The following is a 23,505-nucleotide window of genomic DNA, read 5'->3' as shown; positions in this document are numbered from 1 at the left end:
CCGTGTACTACAAATTCGTAGTACGATATGAGCGTGTCTGAAGTGCCGGTACGCGAGCTGAACCAGAACACCGCCGGTGTACTGGCGCGGGTCAAGCGCGGCGAGCATCTGGACATCACCGAGCGGGGAACGGTAGTCGCCCGCCTTGTCCCCGCCCAGGACAGTCCACTAGCCGAGATGATCAAGGCGGGGCAACTTCATCCGGCGACCCTCAGCGGGCCGGTGCCTCGCCCAACGGGTCCGGTTCGTACCGATCACGAGGCAGGGGAACTGCTCCGCCAGATGCGGGATGACGAGCGCTACTGATGCTGTATCTGGACACGTCGGCTCTGGTGAAGCTCATCCGGCGTGAACCGGAGAGTGATGCGCTCGTCGACTGGCTTGCCGCACAGCAGCCAACGCCATGGGTGTCCTCAACGCTGATCGAGGCCGAACTGCCTCGCGCTATCCGACGGGCGGAGCCGTCGTTGCTGGTCGATGCCCCGGCAACGCTGGCACGGGTCTCCCGCTACGAGGTGAACGAGGTGGTTCGGGCCGCCGCTGCGGCATTACCCGACCCGACGCTGCGATCCCTGGACGCCATCCATCTGGCGACCGGCCACGCGGTGTTCGGCGCCAGGTTAACGGCGTTCGTCGCCTACGACGAACGCCTGCTCGCGGCCGCCGAAGCCATCGGCCTGCCGACCGTTTCCCCGGGTCGCTAGTCGCCCCGATCTGTCACACCCCAGGCTTACCGTCGCGACCATGGGGAATCGCAAACAGTCGGGCAGCAACGGAACGGGCTTCGCCATTCTCGTGTTCATCGCGTTGCTGTGGTGGCTGCGCTGGCTCATTCTGGCCGGCGCCGTGATCACCTTGCTGGTGATCGTCACGCGCCGGCTGATGCGCAGCTACACCGCGTACCGCGCAGCCGAATGGACCCGGTTAAGCGAAATCCGCCAGCGCGCCGACGTTCAGAACGCCCAGGTGTTGCGCGGCGACCCGCGCGGGTTCTTCGGGCAGTACCCGCTGCCGGACCCGGAGCTGATTCCGCGCTGGTACCGGGCCAGTTAGGCACGTCGCCGACGGCGGGCCGCCGGGCCGAACCATGTGGACATTTGCCCGCCTCTGCGCGACAACGTCACCCCAACCCGGCGCGTAATTGCACCCACCCCGCGACGCACTCGCGGTTGTCGCTCAAAGGTGGGCACCTCCCCCATCCCCGCCAACCAGTTATGGATGAGACCAGTGGTGCGTCACACTGAGACCATGACGGAATCCGGAGACACCCGCGTCGCGGTCTACCTCGACTTCGACAACATCGTGATCTCCCGCTACGACCAGGTCAACGGGCGCAGTTCGTTTCAGAAGGACAAGGCCAAGGGCCTGGCCAAGAACCCGGAACGCCTCGCCCGAGCCACCGTCGACGTCGGGGCGATCATCGACTTCGCGTCGTCGTTCGGGACGCTGGTGCTCACCCGCGCCTACGCCGACTGGTCAGCCGAGGTCAACACCGGCTACCGCGCGCAACTGGTGGGACGAGCGGTCGACCTGGTGCAGTTGTTCCCGGCGGCCGCCTACGGCAAGAACGGCGCCGACATCCGGTTGGCCGTCGACGCGGTCGAGGACATGTTCCGGCTGCCTGATCTGACCCACGTGGTGATCGTGGCGGGCGACTCCGACTACATCCCGCTGGCGCAGCGCTGTAAACGTCTGGGCCGCTATGTCGTCGGGATCGGGGTGGCCGGCTCGACCAGCCGCGCGCTGGCGGCGGCCTGCGACGACTTCGTCAGCTATGACGCACTGCCCGGAGTGCCGGTGTTCGAGCCCGCGCCGGCGGCCGCCGACGCAGACGCAGGACCGAAGCGGCGCACCCGCCAAACCAAAGAGGAGCCCGAGGAGCCGCCACAACCGGATCCGCAGGACACCGCCACCGGACTGCTCATCCGCGCCCTGAAGATCGGCCTGGAGAAAGACGACGTCGAGTGGCTGCACAACTCGTCGGTCAAGGCCCAGATGAAGCGCATGGACCCCTCCTTCAGCGAGAAAGCCCTGGGGTACAAGTCATTCAGCGACTTCCTGCGGTCCTACTCGGACCTGGTGGAGCTCGACGAGAGTTCGACGACGCGAATGGTGCGGTTGCGCACCTAGCGGCCGAGCTACCCCTCCGCGGCCACCAAGGACCGCAGCTGCACATCGGGGTTGTCGCGCTGAAACCCCTGCAGGCGCCAAGCGTTGGAGAACAACACCAGGTGAACGCCGTCGGTGCGGGTCAAGACTTCGGCCAACGACTGCTTGCTGACGAAGTCGACGTCGCCGGGATCCACGATGCGGGCGACCTGATACGGCAGCGGTTCCAGCGTGATCGGCGCGCCCATTTCGCTGGCCATCCGGTGTGCGGCCACCTCGAACTGCATCGGCCCGACCGCGGCAAGCACCGGCGCCTGCTCACCGCGGCGATCGGAGACCAGCACCTGCACCACGCCCTCCTGGTCCAACTGCTCGATGCCGCGGCGGAACTGCTTGTGCTTGCTGGGATCGACGTTGCGTGCCACGGAGAAATGCTCCGGCGAGAAGCTCGGGATCGGCGGGTACTGCACGGGCACATCGCAATACAGCGTGTCGCCCGGACGCAGGGCGGCGGCGTTGGCCAGCCCGATCACATCACCGGGCCACGCGGTGTCCAACGTGGAGCGCTGCTGGCCGAACACCGACTGGGCGTACTTGGTGACAAAGGGCTTGCCACTCGCGGCGTGGGTGAGGACATCGCCGCGCTCGAAGGTTCCCGAGTACACCCGCGCGAACGCGATGCGATCGCGATGGGCCGAGTCCATCCCGGCCTGCACCTTGAACACGAAAGCGCTGAACGGTGCGTCGGTGGCGCGCCGGGCCCCGTCGACGTCGAGCGCCCCGCTGGGCGCCGGCGCCAACTCGGTGAGCACGTCGAGCAGCTGGTTCACGCCGAAGTTCAATGCCGCCGAGGTGAACAGCACCGGTGTCGCCGTGCAGTCGAGGAACGCCTCGCGGTCGAAGTCGGATCCGTCGGCGGACAGCAACTCGCACTCTTCGACCGCGGTATCCCAGTCGGTACCGGCGGCGGCGCGCGCATCGGCCGCGGCGATGTGCTCCTCGGGTGCCGCGGTGGCACCACCGGCGGTGCGGGTGAACCGGATGAAGTTTCCGGACGGGCGGTCGAGCACCCCGTTGAACTCTCCGGCGATGCCGACCGGCCAGGTCAGCGGGGTGGGGCGCAGCCCGATGCGGGTATGGATCTCGTCCATCAACTCCAGGGCATGCCGGCCGGGTCGGTCCCACTTGTTGATCACGGTGATGATCGGGATCCGACGATGACGGCACACCTGGAACAGCTTGAGGGTCTGCGGCTCAAGGCCTTTCGCGGCATCGATGAGCATGACGGCGGAGTCGACGGCGGTCAGCACCCGGTAGGTGTCTTCGGAGAAGTCGGCGTGGCCGGGAGTGTCGAGCAGGTTGATGACGCAGTCCTGCCCCTTGGCGGTGCGGTACGGGAACTGCAGGGCGGTCGACGTGATCGAGATGCCGCGGGCTTTCTCCATCTCCATCCAGTCCGACACGGTGGCACGACGACCGGCTTTGCCGTGGACCGCGCCGGCCTCGGTGATGGCTTTGGCGTGCAGCACCAGCGCCTCGGTCAGGGTGGATTTGCCGGCGTCGGGATGGCTGATGACGGCGAAGGTTCGGCGGCGGCCCGCTTCGGAGGCGATCCGGCCCGTTTGCGCCGCGGCGGCGACCGTCGGCGAATCCAGGGCGTTGTCGGTCATTGCGTCAGCGAGTGTATGGGCGATCTTGCGCGAATCGGTAATCGGGCACTAGGCCCGATACCCTTCCGGCGTGACCGCGATCGACCCCGAAAGGCTTGCCACCTGCCTAGAGGTGCTCGGCGAGATTGATGCGCTGCCGGCTGAGCACCCCGACGCCGTTGCGGTGCGCCGAGCCACCGCGCGCATGTTCAAGGCCCTCAAGAAGGCCCGCCGGAACGCCAAACGCGACGCAGTGAGCTCCGCTGACCAGGCCGTCATCGCCGCCACGGCCACCGGGGCGCCGGGCCGAATCGACGACGAGACGCAGGGCATTCCGCTGGTGTCTGCCACGGTCGGGGCGTCGGCAGGCACACTGCTGCGCTCGCAGGCCTGCTACATCTGCAAGGTCCACTACACGCAGGTCGACGCGTTCTATCACCAACTCTGCCCGGGCTGCGCCGCGATGAGCCGGGCCAAGCGTGACGCTCGCACCGACTTGACCGGCCGCCGCGCCCTGCTCACCGGCGGACGCGCCAAGATCGGCATGTACATCGCGCTGCGGCTGCTGCGCGACGGTGCACACACCACCATCACCACCCGGTTCCCCAACGATGCCGTGCGCCGCTTCGCCGCCATGCCCGATCACGCCGACTGGCTGCATCGGCTGCAGGTGGTGGGTATCGACCTGCGCGACCCGGCACAGGTCGTCGCGCTGGCTGACACGGTGGCCGCCCAGGGCCCGTTGGACATCCTGATCAACAACGCGGCGCAGACGGTGCGGCGCGCACCCGGCTCGTATGCCGCCCTCATCGAGGCCGAGCGCACCCCCGCAGGCGAGCTGGTTGATGTGATCACCTTCGACCACGTCAGCGACGCCCACCCGGCGGCGCTGGCCGGCAGCCTGGCCGAGCACCAGGAGCCGCACGCGCTGACCGAACTGGCCCTGACCGCCCGCAGCGCCTCCCCGCAACGGATCGCCGCCGGCGTCGCCATCGACGCGGGTGGGCTGTTGCCCGACACCGCCGCGGTGAACAGCTGGACCCAGCGGGTGCACGAAGTCGACGCCCTGGAGCTGCTCGAGGTGCAGCTGTGCAACCAAACCGCGCCGTTCATCCTGGTGAGCCGGCTGCGCCCGGCCATGGCGGCGGCTTCGGCCCGCCGTAAGTACGTGGTGAATGTGTCGGCGATGGAGGGGCAGTTCAGCCGCCGCTACAAGGGCCCGGGCCATCCACACACCAACATGGCCAAGGCCGCGCTGAATATGCTGACCCGCACCAGCGCAGCCGAGATGCTGGAGAACGACGGCATCCTGATGACCGCGGTGGACACCGGCTGGATCACCGATGAGCGCCCGCATCCCACCAAGCTGCGACTGGCCGAGGAGGGATTCCACGCCCCGTTGGATCTCGTGGACGGCGCCGCCCGGGTCTACGACCCGATCGTGCGCGGGGAAGCCGGCGAAGATCTGTACGGGTGTTTCCTCAAGGATTACGCGCCGAGTCCCTGGTAGCGCCGTCAATACAGCGGGCCGCCGCCGAACAGGGTGCGGTGCGAGTCCGGCTGGTTTCCTTCGAGGTCGGTGACGCCGTAGTCGAGCGCGGTCTCGGCGGTGATCAGGGTGTGCCCGCTGCGGGCGCCGATATCCGGATCGTCGGCCAGGGCAGCGATGACGCGGCCGATGAACTCCGGGGTTTCGGCGTTGGCCAGCGGAAAGCCCTGGAAGTTGTCCAGGCCGCGATCCATGAAGCCCTGCATGACTTCGTTTTTCACCAGGCCCGGCCACAGCGACACCGCGCTCACCCCGGTACCGGTCAGTTCGACCGCCATGTCGGCGGCCATCTTGTCCAGCCCGGCTTTGGACATGCCGTAGAGCACCGAGTGCAGGTGCCCCCGCGCCCCGAACGAGGAGATGTTGGCGATCAGGCCGGCACCGCGGGCCACCATCAGCTGCGCGGCGTGCACCGAGGCGACGTAGTGGGCGCGCAGGCCCACCCCGATCAGGGTGTCCCAGTCGGAAAGCGGCCGCTGCCAGAACTTCTCGGTGAACCCGGCGAACCCCTTGGGCGCCGCCCAGACGTTGTTGACCAGTAGATCCAGCCGGCCGCCCCGCTCGTCGGCGACGCGGGCGAACAGCGCGGCGATCTGGTCGTCGTCGCGGTGGTCGCACTGCACGGGTATGCCACGCCCACCGCGCTCGGTGATCAGTCGGGCGGTCTCATCCAGCGGCCCGTCGGCGCCGACTTCGCCGCGGGCGGTGACGTAGACAGTCCAGCCGTGCGAGCCGAGCGCCAGGGCAATGCCCTTGCCGACGCTGCGGCTGGCGCCGGTCACCAGGGCGATCCGTGTGCTCATCTCAGATCTCCACGGTGGTGTCGTCGCCGAGGGGCCGGGTGATCACCCAGAGCTGCCGGAAGTGGCTGCGGGCCATTTTCCAGGCCCCGTCCTCGATCACGTAGTCGTCGTCGTACTCGCCGGTGAGGAGGCGTTCGGTGCGCTCGATCATGTTGAGCTGGCGAAACTTCAGCGTCCAGCGCCCGGTGGCCGTGCCGGGTCCGGTGACGGTGATATCGGGGTGCATGCCGTGGTGCATATCGAGGATCACCGGTTTGCCGTCCACGGTGTGCAGCGCGATGCGGGTGAACACCTCTGCGATCTGGTCGGCGTCGTCGAACCCGCCCAGGGGTCCGTAATGAATGTCGGCGCCGCGGGCGATGAAGCAGGCCCGGAAGGTTTCGGGGTCCTTGGCGTCGCAGGCCCGGAAATAGCGGTGCTTGAGGGCTTTGATCGCCTCGATCTGTTCGAGGGCTTCCAGTCGCTCTTCGACGGTCATCGTCTCGACGATAGTGGGGGCTATCCGCCGACGGTGATCAGCATCGTGAACGTGCGGGTGCTCTGGCCAACCGTTGTCGTCAAGGCCAGTCGATGGCTTCCCGTGGGCACCGATGGGGCCACCGTGACCTCGAGGCGCCGATGCGCGGCTCCGTCGGCATCGAACCTGCCCGAAACCGGCATCACCGCGATCCTGCCGTCGGCGGAGGTGCCGGTGATCATGTAGTCGTCGGGACCGGCGCTCAGTCGTTGCGCATCGAATGTGACGGTCGCCGAGCCGCCGGGGGTGATCTCGGCGACCGCCGGTGTGACGTTGACGGCCACGGCCTGACCACCCGCGCCGAACGACGGTGGCGCCGCGGATTCCGCGCTGCCCCACTGCATGTTCGGCTTGCGTGACAGGGTGAAGACGAGCTGACCGCCGGTGCGGATGACGGACTCCGGAAGGGAGGTCTGCTCGGTGGGCCGGCCGTCAACCGTCAGCCCGTCGATATAACGCAACCGGTGCCATCCGGAAGCGCCGGGCGCGCTGATCCGGATGGATTTGCCGCGCGCCAAAGCGATTTCGGCCGCTTCGAACAACGGGGTGTTGACGGTCAGGATCGCGGTTCCCGGGATGGCCGGGTACAGGCCCAGCGCGGACCAGACATACCAGCTGGCCATCGCGCCGAGGTCGTCGTTGCCGGGTACGCCGTTGGGGGTGGGGCCGAACAGTTCGCTGCGGATCCGGTCGACCAGCCGCTGCGTCTTCCACGGTTGGCCGAGGTAGTTGTACAGCCAGGGCACGCCCAGGCCCACTTCGTTGCCGGCCCACAGGTAGGGCTGGTTGGGGCCCACGTTGAGTTTTTTGGTGAACCGGTCGAGCCGGTCGATCGCCGCCCCGCGACCGCCGAGCGCGGTGACCAGGCCGGCGACATTGTGCGGCACGTACCACAGGTATTGCTCGGCGTTGCCCTCGTCGTATCCGAGCTGACCGAAGCAACGCGGGTCGGGTTCGACGAACCCGGGTCCGTCCGGAAAGAAGCCGGCCGCGTCGCGGGGCGAGAGGTAGCCCGTGGTGGGGTTGAACAGGTTCTGCCAGTACTGCGCCCTCGGCTGGAATTGCGCGGCGGTATCGCTTTGGCCGAGCGCGTCGGCGAAGCGGGCGATGGCGAAGTCGTCGACCGACCACTCCAGGGTGATCGATGCACTGGGAATCGAAGGCCCCCTGCAGGATCCACCGGCCTGCGGCAGATACCCGCGTTCCAGATAGCTGCCCAGGCCCGGACGCTCGACGTAGCCGTCGCGGCCCACCCCGCCGGTGGTCGCGCCCGAGACCATGTAGTGCAGCGCCCGTGTCGTATCGAACTCCCTGGCGCCGAATGCGTACAGGTTCACGATCAACGGCACCACGCTGTCGCCGGTCATCTGGGCGGTGGCGGCGTTGGCCAGTGCCCACCGCGGAAACGCCCCGGCGTGTTCGGCGTCGTTGACCAGCGACTGCGCCATGTCCGAGGCACGCTGCGGCACCAGCAGCCCGTGCAGCGCAGCCAATCCCCGGTAAGTGTCCCAGTCGGAGAAGTTCGCGTACTGGGTGTGCCCGTCGGGCAGCGTGTGGATGGCGTTGTCGAAGCCGAGGTAGCGGCCGTCGACGTCGTTGAACGTATTCGGGTGCAGCAGAGCGTGATACAGCGCGGTATAGAACGTCGTCAGGTCACGTCGGTCCCGGCCGGCCACCCGGATCTGCGACAGCGCAGTGTTCCACTCGCGTTCGGATGCGGCGCGCACATCGTCGAAACCTGCTTTGCCTTCGGCGGCCAGGTTCGCCCGCGCACCGTCGATGCTGACGTAGGACAGCGCGGTCTGTACTTCGACCAGCGATCCGGGCGGAAACTGCACGTACCCGCCGCTGTCGCCGATGTAGCTGGAGTAGGCGCCGCGGGTGCCCGGATAGACCGAGTACCCGTCCCAGGTGCCGTAGGCGGTGAACGGACGGTTGAACTTCATCGCGAAATACACCGTGTAGGTGTTGTTTTTGCCGCAGAACCCGCCGCTGGCCGCCATTCCGGTGATGGTGGTGTTGTCGTCTCCGATCTGGATCGTCGCCGCAGAGTTGCCTGCCAGCGATGCACTCGGGCGCACATAGAACAGCGCCGGCTCGCCGTTGCGCGGGTAGTGGAACCGGCCGACGCCGGTGCGGGTGGTGGCGGTCAGTTCAGCGGTCACGCCGGTCTCGGGGAAGCGGACGGTGTAGTAGCCGGGCCTGCCGCTCTCGGTGCGGTCGTGGGCGATCTTCTCGGTGACTTCCCATGGCCGCGAGCCGATCTCGGTGGTGGTGGGCAGCATCGAGATGTCCCCGAAGGCCGCGCAGCCCACCGAGGCGTGGGTGACGCTGAATCCGGTGGCCTGGTCGACGCCGTGGTCATATCCGGCGTAGGTGCCGACGGTGTCGGGCGAGTACTGCACCATGCCGAACGGCACTGAGGCGCCGGGGAAATTGTTGATCTCCCCGACGACCCTGCCGCCGGTTCCGGTACCGATCAGGGTGTCGACGTAGTCGACCGGATGGGTCACGAACGCCGGCCGGTATTCGTAGGACGTGTTCGGGGCCGCGACTAGCCCGACGACCAGCAGTGCCGAGGCCAGCAGCACCAGCATGGCCTGTCGGGAGCGCATAGCTGTGCTCTACTACACCCCCGGCGTTCCAGCAAGCGTTTTCGCCTCCTGCGGTGCGGACCGGCGTGCCGCGGGGTTCCAACCGACGTAGCTCAGGTACAGCCCCAACAGCGCGATGCCCACGTAAAGGACACGCCACCAGGTGATCGCGCCGGCCGTGTTGTCGGGAATCGACATCAGGGTGTCGGGGAACATGATCAGGAAGAATCCCTTGACGGCGACCAGCCAGCCCACCACCGAGATGATGATGGCCGGGGCGCCTCGCCAATACGGGTGCAGGCCGATCACCACCAGACCGATCAGCAGCGCGAACGCCCCCGCCGTCCACGTCCACAGCGGCTCGGCGGAGAACTGCGAGAAGTGCTGCCACAGCTCCGGGGCGCGGACCGCCGCGCCGCCGTCGAGGACGACGATGAAGGGCCCCATCACCCGGGCAAACATCCGCGTGGCGGCCTGCGATTGTTCTGACGTGCTCATTGCGCTTTCCTTCCCTGACCGCTGGACCGGACAGCGGTCTAGCTGAATCCAGCTGACCACCGCCGCTCGGTGCGGGGCAGGGTCGGTAGTCCCCGGCGAGTCAGCCATGGGTCACTTATTGCGGCGGGAAGACGTACGCGACAAGGCGGCCACGGCAGTTCGCCGTGGCGCGCGCTAGGGCAGGCGAATCAGCAGATTTGGCCGGCGAAGAACGCCGCCGACACCAAACCGACGCACAACGCCAAGGTGGCGTGGCCCATCATGCCGGCGCCGACGGTCGCGGTGGCGGCCGTGACGCCCAAACCGGTCAAGAACGCTGTCATTGCCATCTCTCCTGTGGTGCGCATCACATCGGGGTTTCCAACGTGGTCTACACCACATCATATCTCTAAGGAAAATGCCAGTCCCATCCAATTCACCGGAAAGTCGCGGTTTAGTGGAGCTCGGCGACGTGCGCGACGAGACCGTGGCGGGGCTGCAGCGCCGCGTATCCTCCGGCACGTATGCGCTGGTCAGACAGGCTCAGCCGGGTTCTGGCCAGCAACCGGGCCAGCATCACCGTCAGCTCGGCGGTCGCGAACGCCGACCCGATGCAGCGGTGCGTTCCGCCGCCGAACGGCAGGAACTCGTACGGGGCGGGCCGGCGATACCCTTCGAAACCCGGGTCCCAGCGGCGCGGCTCGAACTCCAGCGGGTCGGGCCACAGCTCGGGGAGCCGGTGGGTGACGTACGGGCTGAACACCAGGGTGCGACCCGCGCGGATGCGGCGGCCGGCGAACGGCAGGTCCCGGATGACCTTGCGCGCGGAGATCACCGCGGGCGGGTAGAGCCGCAAAGTCTCGTGCACGACACCGTTGAGGTAGGTCAGGTTCTTCAGGTCGGCGGCGGTCGGAGCCCGGCCTCCTACGACGTCGCGGATTTCGTTGGCGGCGGTCTCCCACACCCCGGGGGTGGTCAACAGCGCATACACCGCCCACCCCATCGCCGCGCTAGTCGTCTCATAGCCGGCGGCGATCAGCGAGACGATCTGGTCGCGGATCTCGTCGTCCCGCAACGTCTCGCCGGCCTCGGTACGCCCGTCGACCAAAGCGGCCAGCACGTTGCCGTCGGCGCTGGGATGGTTTCGGACGTGGGCGATCTCGGCGTAGATCAGCTCGTCGACGCGGATCTTGGCAGCCATCGCGCGGCGCCACGCCGGGGAGCGCAACCGCTGCTCGGCCTTTAGTACCTGGGGCAGCCGGTGGGTGAGCTCCATCAGTGGTTGCAGCTGTTCGCCCAGGAAGTCGGAGTGCTTGACCATCCGCTGGCCGAACAGTGACTCGATGGCGCTGCGCCGGATCGCCGAGCGCAGCCGGGCGAAGATATCGACGGTTTGGCCGGGCTGCCAGGTGTCGATGACAGCGTCGACGTTGGCCGCCATGATCTGCAGGTAGTCCCCGAGGTGGCATTGATGGAATGCCGGTTGGACCAGGCTGCGGCGACGACGATGATCCGCCCCGTCGCTGACGATCAACGCGGTGGGCCCGTCGACGGGCACCAGCGCCTGGAAGGCGTCCCACCAGTTGAAGGCGTCGGAGTTGGCGAAGACGAACTTGTTGGCCGCCGCGCCGAAAAGATAGACGTAGCCGTGGCGGCCAAGCCCGGCGTCGACCATCGGGCCGCGGTGGCGATGCAGCGCCAGCAGCGCCTCGCCGGGTCGGTAGCGCACCGGGCGACTCATGTGCGCTGAGAGTAGTGGGGTGCTGGTGGCTGGCGGAGTGAATTGCGGTGGGGGCGGCGGCGCCGCCTGTGGATCGCGGCCGGACAGCAGCGCATCGCCGAGCTGATCCAAACCGTCATCGACGCCCAAGGCGGCAACGGCGCGGAGTGACCCGTCGGACCGATACTGCGAGGGGCGGCTCGCGGCCGTCTCGGATAGCCGCTTCCGCCTACAGCTCGGTAACACTCCCGTCCTCGACCCGCCAAGTGCGGTCCAACCGGACGTTCTGCAACATCCGGCGGTCGTGGGTCACCAACAACAGCGCACCGTCGTAGGTTTCCAGCGCCTGTTCGAGCTGTTCGATGGCGGGCAGATCTAGATGGTTGGTCGGTTCGTCGAGGACCAGCACGTTCGTTCCGCAGGCTTGCAGCAACGCCAGGCCGGCGCGTGTGCGCTCCCCGGGCGAAAGGTCGTCGACCGCGCGCTCCACATGGTCGGCGGTCAGCCCGAACTTCGCCAGCAGGGTTCGCACATCGGCCGTCGACCAGTCCGGAACCCGCTGCTCGAAGCGATCGACCAGACGGGCGGGGCCGGTGAAATCGGCGCGTGCCTGATCGATTTCACCGATAGCGACGTTGGCGCCCAGGCTTGCGCGGCCCGCGTCGGGCTGCTGGCGGCCGAGCAGCAGTCGCAGCAACGTCGACTTGCCCGCCCCGTTGGGGCCCACGATGCCGATCCGCTCGCCGGCATCCACCTGTAGCGACACCGGTCCGAGGACGAAATCGCCTTGCCGCGCTACGGCATTGTCGAGTGTCGCCACCACCGAACTCGACCGTGGCGCAGCGCCGATGCTGAATTGCAGCGTCCATTCCTTGCGGGGTTCGACGACCTCCTCGAGGCGGGCGATCCGGCTCTCCATCTGACGCACCTTCTGCGCCTGTTTCTCACTGGAGTCGGTAGCGGCACGGCGCCGGATCTTGTCGTTGTCCGGCGCCTTGCGCATCGCGTTGCGGACGCCCTGGCTGGACCACTCCCGCTGCGTGCGGGCGCGAGCGACCAGGTCGGCCTTCTTCTCGGCGAATTCCTCGTACTGCTCACGCCGGTGCCGGCGGTTGATCTCGCGTTCCTCGAGATAGCTGTCGTATCCGCCGCCGAATACGGTCGTGGTGTTCTGCGCCAGATCCAATTCCAGGACACGAGTGACGCTGCGGGCCAGGAACTCCCGGTCGTGGCTGACCAGCACCACCCCGCCCCGAAGTTCACGGACGAGCTGCTCCAGCCGGGCCAGCCCGTCCAGGTCGAGGTCGTTGGTCGGCTCGTCGAGCAGGACGATGTCGAACCGCGACAGCATCAGTGCGGCCAGGCCCACCCGGGCGGCCTGCCCACCCGACAACCCGGTCATCAGCGTCGACTCGGGCTGCACCGCCTCGGAGTCCAGTCCGAGGTCGGCCAGCACTGCCGGCACCCGGTCCTCGAGGTCCGCCGCGCCGGTGACAAGCCAATGGTCCAGCGCGATGGAGTAGGCCTCGGCCGGATCGGTATGCGCAGGAGCCAGATCCGGATCTGCCAGGGCCGCGGCCACGGCGTCCATGGCCTGCGACGCCTGAGCGCAGCCGGTCCGGCGCGCGATATAGGCGCCGACGGTCTCGCCTGCCACCCGCTCGTGCTCCTGCGGCAACCAGCCGACGAACGCATCGGCCGGGGCGATGTTGACCGCGCCGTCGAGCGGTTCCAGATCGCCGGCCAGGATCCGTAACAGGGTGCTCTTGCCGGCGCCGTTAGCGCCCACGACGCCGATGACGTCGCCCGGTGCCACGGTTAGGTCAACGCCCTCGAACAGGGTGCGGTGCGCGAAGCCCCCGGCGACGGTCTTGGCGACGAGTGTTGCGGTCATCGGTACATGGTCGCAGGGACGGAACGCGGAACGGGGGATGGCGGTGCGCAGGAACGCGCTGCTCATCTATTGATGCCCAGCGAAGGGAGACAAGTATCCGACTCAAAAGAACTCGTCGAGTGAGACATGAGCGGCCCAGCCACTAACGTTGGTAAACAGATCTATTGAGCGGCTTCCTCCGCGTATCGCGGGGCGAAAGCTTCCATCTGGTTCATCACCGCCACGATCGCCGCCGGCTGCTGATCCGGCGGATAGCCGTACTTACGCAGCAACCGTTTGATCGACGCCCGCAGTTTGGCCTTGACATCCTCACGCACGGTCCAGTCCACCCGGGTATCCCGGCGCATGGCGGCAACCAGGTCCCGGGCGATCTGGGCGATCACATCGTCACCCATTACATCGAGCGCCGACGGGTTCTGGGCGACCACGTCGTAGAAGGCGAGTTCATCGGTGGCCAGCGGTGGAGTGAAAAGCTTGCCCCGGTCCGCCTCGGCCACGACTTCGTCGGCCAGCTCGACCAGACGCGCGATCACGTCGGCGGCGGTCAGCTGTTGGTTGGTGTACTTGGCCATCAGGTCGTTGATACGTTCGGAAAACAACTTGCTGCGCACATCGTTGCCGCGGGTCGATTCGCGCGCTTTCTGCAGCAAGCTGGCCTTGAGCGCCTCGATCGCCAGGTGCGCTTTGCTGGGCTGCTGCGCATCCTCAAGCCACGCGGGGGTTAGGTGGTCGAGTTGCGGCAACTCCAGTCCTGCCGCTCGGTAGATATCCACGACGCCGGTGGTTTCGGCTGAGTCGACGATGATCTCACCCAGCAGTCGTTTAACGTCGTCGGGGATCGGCTGGCCCGAGGCGATGCGGGCTTGGGCATCCAGTTTCGCCATCCAACCGCGGACTTCTTCGTAAAACCGCACATCGGGACGTACGCGTTCCAGTTCGGCGTCCCGGTCAGCGTGTCCCCCGGTCAGCGCCCAGGCCCTGGCAAGCTTTGCGGACAAATCCCGGAATTTATCGGCCAACGGGCGGATCTCCGGATTGTCGGGGTCGACGTTGCCCGGTGTGGCCGGCGACCGCAGCTTCACGGTAATGTCGCGGGTGGCTCGCAGCCAGCCTCGCTTCGGGTCGGCCCTAACGATGTCGCGCCACTCCTCCCCGACGAGCTCGTGCAGTTTGGCCAGCAGGTCGTAGACGATCGCCGCTGCCTCGGCGATGTTCTGCCCGACCAGTTTGTCCCCTGTGGTGGCGGTGTCGCGGGTGAATTCGGCCAGCGCCTTGGTCAGGTTCTCCACCAGCGGTGAGTAGGCGACCAGCAGTCCGTCCTGCTTGCCGCGGAAGGTGCGGTTCACCCGGGCCAGAGTCTGCATCAGCAGGGCCCCCTTGAGGGGTCGGTCAACGTAGAGTGTGTGCAGGGCTGGTGCGTCGAACCCGGTCAGCATCATGTCTTTGACGATCACGATCTCGAGTTCGTCGTCCGCATCTTTGACTCGCTGCTTCACTGCCGCCGTAGCGCTGGGCCGACGCAGGTGCTTGGTGATCGCCGGCTCATCACCGGGCAGGGCGGCGTAGACGACCTTGACCACACCCTTGTCGTCGGCATCGTTGTGCCACGCTGGGCGCAGCGCGATCAGCTCCTCATACAGGCGTGCGGCAATTGAGCGGGTGGCGCAGACGACCATCGCCTTGCCCGGCCCGCCAATGAACGGCCGCATCAGCTCGCGCCGGGTCTCCCAGTGCCGCACCAGATCCGAAGCCAACTCCCGCACCCGTTCCGGTGCGCCGTAGACGGTGTCTAATACCGCCACGCTTTTCTGCAGGCGTTCTTTGTCGGCATCATCGAGGCCGACGGTGACCTCTTCGGCGGCGTCGTCGATCTGGTCGTCATCGACACCGTCGAGCCGCACCAGTTTGATCAGCCGCGGTTCGAACAGCACCGGCACGGTGGCGCCGTCAGCGACCGCACGATGCAGGTCGTAAACGTCGATGTCGTCGCCGAACACGCGGCGAGTATCGCGTTCCCTCTCGGTGATCGGGGTACCGGTAAACGCGATCAATGTGGCGTGCGGCAGCGCGTTCTTCAGGTGCGCGGCGTAGCCGTCGAGGTTGTCGTAGTGGCTGCGGTGCGCCTCGTCGGCGATGACGATGATGTTACGCCGGTCAGATAGCAGCGGGTGATCGGCACCGGCGTCGCGTTCGTCTTTGGTCAGGCCGAACTTCTGCAGCGTGGAGAAGTAGATGCCGCCGCTGCGGGTGTCGGTGAGCTTTTCTCGCAGCAACTCCCGGCTGGTCACCGGCTGAGGCCGTTCGGGCAGCAGTGTGCTGACGTTGAACCCGTCGTAGAGTTGGCTGTCGAGTTCAGTGCGGTCGGTGAGCAGGATGGCGGTGGGGTTGGCCAGCCGCGGGTGGCGCATCACCTTGGCAGTGTAGAGCTCCATCTCCATGGACTTGCCCGAGCCCTGGGTGTGCCACACCACGCCGGCTCGCCCGTCGGAATCGACGGCCTCAACGGTGGCGCCGACTGCCTTGGTCACCGCGAAGTACTGGTGCGGCTTGGCGATTCGCTTGCGCAGTCCCGCCTCGTCCTGATCGAAGGCGGTGAAGTCGCGCAGCAGTTGCCCGAACCGTTCCACGTTGTAGACACCGGCCACGGTGAGGTCCAGTTCGGTGGCGGGTCGCCCGTCGGAGGCTGGTTCCCCGAACTCGACAGGTCGCCCGTCGTCGTCGACGTTCCACGGCGCGAAGTGATTCCAGGGTGTGAACACCGTGCCGTAGCGGGCGTTGATCCCATCGGTCACCAGCACCATGCAGGAGAAGCGGAATGCCATCGGGAATTCGCGCAGGTAGGTCTGCAGCTGGTTGTAGGCGATGTCGACGGTGGCGGTCTTCGCCCCGGCCTGCTTGAGTTCGATGATCGACAGTGGCAGCCCGTTGACATACAGCACGACGTCGAAGCGGCGCTCGTGCTCGTAGTTGCGGATCGTGACCTGGTTGACCGCCAGGTACCCATTTTTGGCGGGGTCACCGGAGATGAACCGGATGGTCGGGTTCACCTCTCGGCCGTCGTCGTCGATGTAGCTGATACCGCGGTAGCCCTCGGTGAGAATCTGGTGCTGACGGTAGTTCTCGGTTATCGCGTCCTGTGACTGCGGCGTAGTCACTTCGGCGTATGCCTGCTGCAGGTACTGCTCGGGAACATTCGGGTTCAGGTTGCGAAGGGCGACTTCGACGCTGCCGCGCAGCACGATGTCATGCCAGTTCTCCCGCTCCCCGGAACCGGGTGCCACGTCCTTGCCGGCCTTGTGTTCCCACTCGATCTCGCCGAGCTGATCGAGAGTCCACTGCTCCCAGTCTGATTCATTCATCACTCCGGCCATCAGAGCACCTCCTCCGCTTTAGCCTCCGCCTGCTTGACGGTGATCTTGCCGCTCATAATCAGCGGCAGGAGCTCGTCGCGCGTGCGGGCGAGGATTTGGTTTTCTCGCTGGGCCGATTCTTGCCGGGCGAGCAGTACTTCGGCACGGCGGTTAAACCGTTCGAGGTCAGCGAGCTCACAAGTGAAGAACGGAAGCGACTTGAATACTCCACGCGAGATCTCAAGGAAGGTAGCACCGTTCGCCCAGGACAAAAATTCGCTCGTGCGATCCTTCATCTGCGCCATCAGCCAAAGCTGCATCTGCGGGTCCAACGCGTTTACAACGATGAACCCCTGATTGACAGCGGTTGGAACACACGCGAGAGCTATAGCGCCGATCGTGGCCCGAGACGTCATCAAAATGCTCCGCCGCGGGTAAAGGGGTGAAGCACAAGCCTCTAGTCCGAGTGCAGTGATAGTACGAGAAGAGTCGAGCAACCACGGACCTTCGAGCCCGGTGATATCTGTCGGAGTAGCCCAGCACACGTCGCCGTCCCAGTACGCGCCGTTCTTGGTCGACGGAGTACCGCCACCTCCGATCGTCGCTATGTCCCCAAGAGCATGGCTCGACACCGTGGGGCAGGCACTTCGGTAGTAGACATCGCAAAGGTCGCTGGAAGTCGACACAATCTTTCGATTGACCATAATCTTGTCGTCCAGCGCGCCGAGGATGCCTGCGATCGCACGTTGAGTTGTCAGGTTCGGAACCTGGAGCGGGAGGGCCCCTAGGATAGTGGTATTTAGATTTGGCATCGTTGCTCCAACGGCATGCCGGATGAGCCAAGTACGCGCGTCCGGAGTGGCAACCGCGTAGCTCACGAAACGCGCATCGGCGACGTCGCGGTCGACACGAACCCGCAGGCAACCTGTTCCGCACAGTAGATCGCCGTCCGATTCACTCACATACGCGCGCCGAGTGATGTCCCCTCGACGTGAATACACAATGTCGCCAGCAACTAAGCGATGCCGCGACAACTGATCCGCAATTCCCTCATCGACATATGCCATTTGGCTGATGTCGATGCAGTTATCTCCCAAATCCTGAGGCATTACGACACCGACCCCACACACGCTGTAGTCCGACGCGTGCAGCTGCGACCCGAAGGGACCGGTCTGGATTCCCCCATCAACCACCAAATTAGCCAACGTCGTCATCGCAATCCTTCCAACTGCTCTCGCACCACCCCATCCAGTCGTCTCGACTCATCCAACGCCGCCGTCAGCTCCTTAGTCAGCCGGGCAATCTTCTCATCGATGGGCTCATCATCAATTTCACCGTCAGCAGCTCCGACGTAACGTCCCGGAGTCAACGCGAAATCAGCGTTCTTGATCTCGTCGAGGGTTGCACTCTTGCAGAATCCCGGCACGTCCTCGTAATCGCCGATCGCAGACTCGCGCCCCCGCCAGGTGCGGAAGGTGTTGGCGATGTGCTGAATATCATCGTCGGAGAAATCGCGCTCCACTCGATCAACCATGTGACCAAGGTCGCGAGCGTCGATGAATAGCACCTGCCCGGTACGGTCGGTCTTGCCTCCCCTCCCGGCAGACTTGTCCTTCGCGAAGAACCACACACATACGGGAATGGCAACTGACCGAAACAAGTTGGGCGGCATTGCAAGGACACACGAAACCACGTCGGCTTCGACCATCGCCCTACGGATCTCGCCCTCGCCACCGGTGTTCGAAGTCATCGAACCGTTGGCCATCACCACGCCGGCCTCACCGCGCGGCGCCAGTTTGCTCAAGATGTGTTGCATCCACGCGTAGTTCGCGTTGCGCACCGGTGGGACACCGTAGCGCCAGCGTGGGTCATCCTCGCGACGGACCCAATCCTTGATGTTGAATGGGGGGTTGGCCAGGACATAGTCGGCTTTTACGTCGGGGTGGATGTCGCGGGCGAATGTGTCCTGCCACACCGCGCCGAGCCCTGTGGTGCTCATTCCGTGGATGGCGAGGTTCATCTTCGCCATCCGCCAGGTGCGCTCGTTGAACTCTTGGCCGTAGACGGCAATGTTGGTTGGGTCCTCACGGTGGCGCTCCAGGAATTTCTCGGCCTGCACGAACATGCCCCCGGAGCCGCAGCACGGGTCATACACCCGCCCGGAGTGCGGTTCGAGCATCTCGACCAACGTCCGCACCACCGATTGCGGGGTGTAAAATTCACCTCCCCGTTTGCCCTCGGCCCTGGCGAACTTGTCGAGGAAATATTCGGAGACCTCCCCGAGCAGATCGCGCGCCTTGGAAGCGCCGCCGCCGGCGAAGCGCGCGGAGTTGAACAGATCGACCAACTCCCCCAGTCTGCGCTGATCGACGTTGTCTCGGCCGAACATCGTCGGCAGCACACCGCGCAGCGACTCGTTGGCCGTCATGAGGTCACGCATCGCCTGGTCGATCAGGTTACCGATCGAGTACGCATCGTTGGTGGCTGAGGCGGGTACCCCCTTGGCCAGCTTGGCGAGGTACCCCCAACGCGATTCGAGCGGAACCCAGAACACCCCATTTCCGATGTACTCGTCCCGGTCCTCCAGGGTCTCGCTGACGAACTCGTCGGGCTCGCCGTCGAGTTCGGCAACAATCGCCTCGCGCCGCTCGTCGAAGGCATCGGAAACGTACTTGAGGAACACCAGCCCGAGGACCACGTCGCGGTACTGGGAGGCGTCCATCGAACCGCGCAGCTTGTCGGCGGCCTTCCAGAGTGTGTCTTTGAGTTCCTTGGGCGTCGACGGTGCATCGACGGCCTTCTTGGTTGTCTTCGCCATCAGGCGGTGTCCCTTCCTTTTCCCGGGCTGCGCCCGGCGTCGTCTCTACTAGGTTTGATTCGCGCTGTCAGCGCGCCTACCGAAAGTCCATCCGCCAGTTCGGCGTCGAGCGCATCGAGCGCAGCCAGCTCGGCCTCGAGGGCCGCCCTTCGTGCTGCCGATCGCCGCAGGCTCAGACGCAGTGCGCCGCACTCATCGACCGGGATGGTGCGGATAGCCCACGTTGTGGTGTCGGTGCCTCGTTGAGCGTTGATGTCGGCGGCGAGCATCTCGGGCAGCAGCTGGACACGCCTCATTCCCGGCCTCAGGCTGCGGATGACGCGGGCCGGGGCCTGCACGACCGAACCGCCCGCCCGATCGACGATGGCCTGGGGTGTGCCGGTTGGCAAGAACACCACATCGCCCGGCTCGGTGAACCGGGCGCGAGGCGCGGTGGATTCCAGAGTGAGGCGGTCGATCCGTCTGCCCCCGAGCGGCGCCTGCCCTTGAATCTCCTTCGGGCCGATCACCGCAACGGTTCCGGATCCGGCGGCGTGCCAATCGTTGACGGGGAGCCGGACGCCTTTGATGACGCGGGCGAGCCGGCCGGGCCCTTTGGTTGCGACGCCCCAAGGCATCGGTGGCCGCGATACTTCGTCAGGTGCTGCTGCGATTTCGATCCCCTCGATCACGTGCCCGCCGCATTGCATGTCCAAGTCCCAAATACGTGCTAGCACAGCGCCTTTGTCTTCGAGGACCGGCATCGTCACCGGCCAGCTGAGCAGGTGGCGACGTAGCACCACCTCCGTGCTGCGGGCATCACTGCGCAGAAAGGAATGCTTCGCGACGGCGGCCGGTCCGGTAACCGCGGCCACCACGTCGGCCGCCATCGCGTCGATCTCGGCCGGGTTGAGTGCATGGTCGGAATGATCGGCGTAGACGGTCCACGCCGGGACACTGGGATCGGTCGGCGCCAGCACCCAGACCGCGAGGCGACGACGGCCACCAGTGCGGCACATGCCCTTCGGCAGACGTGCAATGTAGCGAAGCGGGGCGACATAGTGCTCACCGCTGGCCAGCACCTCGAAGCGGTGGCGGCCCGCGAGCCCGTCAAGAGGGTCCACCAGCAGTGCCGCCGGTCCGACGATGATCGCCCGCCCGCCCGGTGCGAGTTCGACGACGATGTCACCAACCCAGTCGAAGAATTCCTCCGAATCAGCGGAGGTTGCGGCGGCCCACTGCCCGACGATCAGCGAGCTAGCGAGATCGGCACCCTGCCCCACCGGGCGGAGTGATGCCCCCGCGGCGTCGAGGCTGCGCCAGGTTGCCCGCTGCCACGGGGTGTCGAGGAGGTCGTTTCGAATCCCGAGGACCGGCAGCTCAGATTCCGAGAAGCCTGGGAACGCACCGTTCACCAGCATGAGACCGCCGGTCCGCCAGGGAACCGCTGCACCTGGGGTGTCGCGAGCAAGGTCGGTGACGAGGCGGTGCAACAGACGCTCCCCCTGCTTGGTGAGCATCTCCGCTTGGTCCTGTACCGTCGACAGACCCACTAACCGGGCCAGCACATGCGCGGCGCTAAATCCGGCTTCGGCCAGCCGATCGACTTGGTCGACTAGGGCATCGTCGTCGAGCAGTTCGAACATCGTGTCGAGGGGCAGCAGCGCTTCGCGGCCGGCGGCGATCTCCGAGAACGCTGATTCGAGGCGCAAATCCTTAAGCGGTTCGCCGGCCTTGGCATGAAGCAGCAGGAGCAGCGCGGCGTCATCGAGCCGGCCAGCTGCTGCATCCAACAGCGACGAGTAGATCACCGCATCGTCGGCCGCCTGCGGATTGTTCCCCCGGCGGGTACTGCGAAGCCACTCGGCCACCTCGGCAGCATCGAAGACGAGAGCAGCATCCGTGACCGGTGCGGGGAACGGTTCGTGTGACTGGGCATAGCGGTCACGCCAGATGGTGACAACGGAACGAGCGACACCGGCCAGGTCGGCAATGTCCTGCATCGACAACGTGTCCACCGTGTCCTCCCGACCATCTGCGACTACCTACCCGTACCGAGTACGAATGTAGGGCCAACGAGGCCATATAACTAATACCGGCATCGATAAGCCCCCTTATCGATATATCTCGTGACGTAGCCGGGTCTGGCACGCAGAGTTGACGGCACGAACCCACCGAAGCGAAGGAGCCGGCATTGAGCCGCCACAACCACCGAAGCAACCCTCTACTGCGCTCACGTCGCCGCGGGTGCAACGCATCTCTCGGGACTTGCATCACTGGGAAGGTCCGCTTCCCCGACCACACCGCGGCGGTCGCCGCACTGCATGCCGCAGCCGCACAGCGGAATTTCGCCGCCCAGGACGGTAGGGCGACCGGTCGCCATGAAGTTCGCAGCTACCGTTGTAGAGATTGCAAGGGCTGGCACCTCACCTCGCAGCCCAGTCGGTGCGCCGATACGCAGCCGACCCGTAGTGAAGCATTCAGAACGTCCAGCCCCTCAGGGCGGTGACGGCCACGGCGTTGGGTTGCGCGTGGGCGGCCAACGTCTCCAACGTCAGCTGCAGCGGGCTGCCTTCCAGTGGTTACCGGACAGTATCGTCACGTCTATGTCGGCTTCGGCGCGCACGACGCCGCGGACGTCTGCCAACACGGCGCAGGTGTGCCTGGCCGCGGTTCGTCGACGGCGAGCATCGAGGCCGGGTCGAGTAGCAGGGCAACGTCGCGCAGAATGGTCGGCGCGTGGGCGGCCAGGTCCAGGTGAATCTCTTTTGGTCCGCCGTGTGAACCGTCGGCACTCGTGACATCGAGGTGTAGTACTGCACCGCGTAGTTCGTCAACGGTGATGTGGTCGATCACCGGGATACGGCAGTGCGCCATCGGGTAGCTCAGGTCGGTGACCGCATGGATCTCGATGCGAGGGCCGCTAACCGGGGCCTGAGCATCAGCCAGCGGCGCCATGGCCGCCGGCTCCAGTTTGGCGTGTCGACCATAGGGCACTTGATCCGGCTGTGCGCTGTGATCGGCATCGGGCACCTTGAGCTCCTTGAGGCAAGGCGGCACCGACGACACCGGTGTCGCTTTTGCAGCAGCCTAGATGCCTCGTCCGACACCGGTGACCGAGGTCACCGCGGCAAAGCACGCCTGGCGCAATTTCACCCTCCGCGTAACCACCCCACCTGCACACCCGCCCCACCCTCGGTACCGTTGCCTGAGTGGCTGCCTTCCGACGACTCCCACTCAAAACCCTGCTCACCCGCCTGGGCTTCGCGGCCCTCGCGATAACCGTCTTGGCGGGCATCGTGTGGGCCACCCGCGCCCAGCCGGTGCGACAGCTCATCCCGCTGCCGGCGGCCGAGGCGATCGGTCCCGGCGTCGGCATCAATATCTCCTCCCCCGGCAGCGCCGAGGCCACCAGCTGCACGGCGGGCTTCCTGGTGCGCACCAAAGACGGCCGGCCGGGACTGTTGTCGGCGGGTCACTGCAACAAGCCCGGCGGCTCCGGCACGGTGGCCATCCACCACGGCGCCCTCTACCCCACCGTCGGCGCCTTCACCGAGAGCGTCTACGACGGCAAAGATGGCAACAACATCGGCCTGATCACCCTGGATGACCCGGACAAGTTCCCGCTGACGCCCGAGATCGACGGACACCCCGTGAGCGGCGTCGCTGACCGCGTCGAGATCGGCGACACGCTCTGCCACTTGGGGGTCCGCACCGGCGAGCCGGTGTGCGGACCGGTGGCCGCCAGTGAGAAGAACAAGGTCAGGTTCGCCGCGGCCGGCACCTGTGGCGATTCGGGCGGCCCGGCCTACCGGATGCGCCCCGACGGCACCGCAGAAGCGGTCGGCATCCTCACCGCGGAGCCCCACGGTGAGGACCCCGAGACGGCCTGTGCGGAACCACACGAGTCCTCCGTCGCGCAGCTGATCAAGCCGTGGCTGCAGGCCTGGCAGCTGACGCTGGTCACCACGGCGTAAAGATCCCCTACCGCAGCCGTCCCGCACGCGCGACACTGAACCGGACCGGACGCTGCGCCGTGTCACTTC

Annotated in this window: 19 protein-coding genes; 6 read left to right on the top strand and 13 right to left on the bottom strand. The window is 66.2% G+C overall.

All coding sequences use genetic code 11. The features are described 5' to 3' along the window. Positions 1-33 precede the first annotated feature (33 nt). The 4 genes from ABW16_RS19985 to ABW16_RS19970 all read left to right on the top strand — a co-directional run bounded on the left by ABW16_RS19985 (position 34) and on the right by ABW16_RS19970 (position 2,130). On the top strand, positions 34-306 hold the full coding sequence (locus ABW16_RS19985) for a type II toxin-antitoxin system Phd/YefM family antitoxin (RefSeq protein ID WP_047320964.1): 273 nt from the start codon (positions 34-36) through the stop codon (positions 304-306). Then, complete coding sequence (locus ABW16_RS19980) at positions 306-704, top strand: type II toxin-antitoxin system VapC family toxin (RefSeq protein ID WP_047320929.1); 399 nt, start codon at positions 306-308, stop codon at positions 702-704. Before ABW16_RS19985 ends, ABW16_RS19980 begins: the two co-directional genes overlap by 1 nt. 40 nt (positions 705-744) lie before the next feature. Then, positions 745-1,053 (top strand): hypothetical protein, encoded by a 309-nt coding sequence (locus ABW16_RS19975; RefSeq protein ID WP_047320928.1) that lies wholly within the window; start codon positions 745-747, stop codon positions 1,051-1,053. A gap of 195 nt (positions 1,054-1,248) precedes the next feature. Continuing rightward, entirely contained in the window at positions 1,249-2,130 is an 882-nt protein-coding gene (locus ABW16_RS19970) for an NYN domain-containing protein (RefSeq protein WP_047320927.1), read from the top strand. A gap of 8 nt (positions 2,131-2,138) precedes the next feature. On the opposite strand, the gene ABW16_RS19965 is transcribed toward ABW16_RS19970, so the two are convergent. Further along, a complete protein-coding gene (locus ABW16_RS19965; RefSeq protein ID WP_047320926.1) occupies positions 2,139-3,779 on the bottom strand; it encodes a peptide chain release factor 3 in 1,641 nt (546 codons plus the stop codon). 70 nt (positions 3,780-3,849) lie between these two features. Between ABW16_RS19965 and ABW16_RS19960 the strand changes: the two genes are divergently transcribed. Beyond that, complete coding sequence (locus tag ABW16_RS19960) at positions 3,850-5,268, top strand: SDR family oxidoreductase (RefSeq protein WP_047320925.1); 1,419 nt, start codon at positions 3,850-3,852, stop codon at positions 5,266-5,268. 5 nt (positions 5,269-5,273) lie between these two features. Here ABW16_RS19960 and ABW16_RS19955 read toward each other — a convergent pair whose 3' ends face one another. The 12 genes from ABW16_RS19955 to ABW16_RS19905 all read right to left on the bottom strand — a co-directional run bounded on the left by ABW16_RS19955 (position 5,274) and on the right by ABW16_RS19905 (position 22,492). Continuing rightward, positions 5,274-6,110, bottom strand: coding sequence for an SDR family NAD(P)-dependent oxidoreductase (locus tag ABW16_RS19955; RefSeq protein ID WP_047320924.1), 837 nt, complete (start codon positions 6,108-6,110; stop codon positions 5,274-5,276). Between the two features lies 1 nt (position 6,111). Further along, positions 6,112-6,588: a nuclear transport factor 2 family protein gene (locus tag ABW16_RS19950; protein WP_047320923.1), complete on the bottom strand. Its 477-nt coding sequence runs from the start codon at positions 6,586-6,588 to the stop codon at positions 6,112-6,114. A gap of 20 nt (positions 6,589-6,608) precedes the next feature. After that, positions 6,609-9,242, bottom strand: a complete 2,634-nt coding sequence (locus ABW16_RS19945) for a GH92 family glycosyl hydrolase (protein WP_047320922.1) — start codon at positions 9,240-9,242, stop codon at positions 6,609-6,611. 12 nt (positions 9,243-9,254) lie between these two features. Further along, positions 9,255-9,719 carry a hypothetical protein gene (locus ABW16_RS19940; protein WP_047320921.1) on the bottom strand — a complete coding sequence of 155 codons (465 nt, stop codon included), beginning with the start codon at positions 9,717-9,719 and terminating at the stop codon, positions 9,255-9,257. Between the two features lie 188 nt (positions 9,720-9,907). Next, on the bottom strand, positions 9,908-10,042 hold the full coding sequence (locus ABW16_RS27890) for a hypothetical protein (protein ID WP_267878343.1): 135 nt from the start codon (positions 10,040-10,042) through the stop codon (positions 9,908-9,910). Positions 10,043-10,152: 110 nt separating this feature from the next. Further along, positions 10,153-11,526 (bottom strand): cytochrome P450, encoded by a 1,374-nt coding sequence (locus ABW16_RS19935; protein WP_268768049.1) that lies wholly within the window; start codon positions 11,524-11,526, stop codon positions 10,153-10,155. Positions 11,527-11,647: 121 nt separating this feature from the next. Beyond that, complete coding sequence (abc-f, locus tag ABW16_RS19930) at positions 11,648-13,312, bottom strand: ribosomal protection-like ABC-F family protein (RefSeq protein WP_047320963.1); 1,665 nt, start codon at positions 13,310-13,312, stop codon at positions 11,648-11,650. 161 nt (positions 13,313-13,473) lie between these two features. Further along, positions 13,474-16,674, bottom strand: coding sequence for a type I restriction endonuclease subunit R (locus ABW16_RS19925; RefSeq protein ID WP_047320962.1), 3,201 nt, complete (start codon positions 16,672-16,674; stop codon positions 13,474-13,476). 8 nt (positions 16,675-16,682) lie between these two features. Continuing rightward, positions 16,683-17,876, bottom strand: coding sequence for a restriction endonuclease subunit S (locus ABW16_RS24945; RefSeq protein ID WP_047320919.1), 1,194 nt, complete (start codon positions 17,874-17,876; stop codon positions 16,683-16,685). Next, positions 17,873-19,480 carry a class I SAM-dependent DNA methyltransferase gene (locus tag ABW16_RS19915; protein WP_047320918.1) on the bottom strand — a complete coding sequence of 536 codons (1,608 nt, stop codon included), beginning with the start codon at positions 19,478-19,480 and terminating at the stop codon, positions 17,873-17,875. Before ABW16_RS19915 ends, ABW16_RS24945 begins: the two co-directional genes overlap by 4 nt. Beyond that, positions 19,480-21,477 carry a hypothetical protein gene (locus ABW16_RS19910; RefSeq protein ID WP_052957019.1) on the bottom strand — a complete coding sequence of 666 codons (1,998 nt, stop codon included), beginning with the start codon at positions 21,475-21,477 and terminating at the stop codon, positions 19,480-19,482. The genes ABW16_RS19915 and ABW16_RS19910 overlap by 1 nt, the downstream gene beginning before the upstream one ends. A gap of 586 nt (positions 21,478-22,063) precedes the next feature. After that, on the bottom strand, positions 22,064-22,492 hold the full coding sequence (locus tag ABW16_RS19905) for a hypothetical protein (protein ID WP_200900693.1): 429 nt from the start codon (positions 22,490-22,492) through the stop codon (positions 22,064-22,066). Between the two features lie 179 nt (positions 22,493-22,671). Here ABW16_RS19905 and ABW16_RS19900 point away from each other — a divergent pair, with 179 nt between their 5' ends. Beyond that, on the top strand, positions 22,672-23,436 hold the full coding sequence (locus tag ABW16_RS19900; RefSeq protein WP_052957018.1) for a S1 family peptidase: 765 nt from the start codon (positions 22,672-22,674) through the stop codon (positions 23,434-23,436). Positions 23,437-23,505: the final 69 nt, after the last annotated feature.

It is taken from the genome of Mycolicibacter heraklionensis (assembly GCF_001021505.1).
Taxonomy (GTDB): domain Bacteria; phylum Actinomycetota; class Actinomycetes; order Mycobacteriales; family Mycobacteriaceae; genus Mycobacterium; species Mycobacterium heraklionense.
The sequence above is the reverse complement of the archived record's forward strand: the minus strand, read 5'-3'. Positions and strand labels throughout refer to the sequence as shown.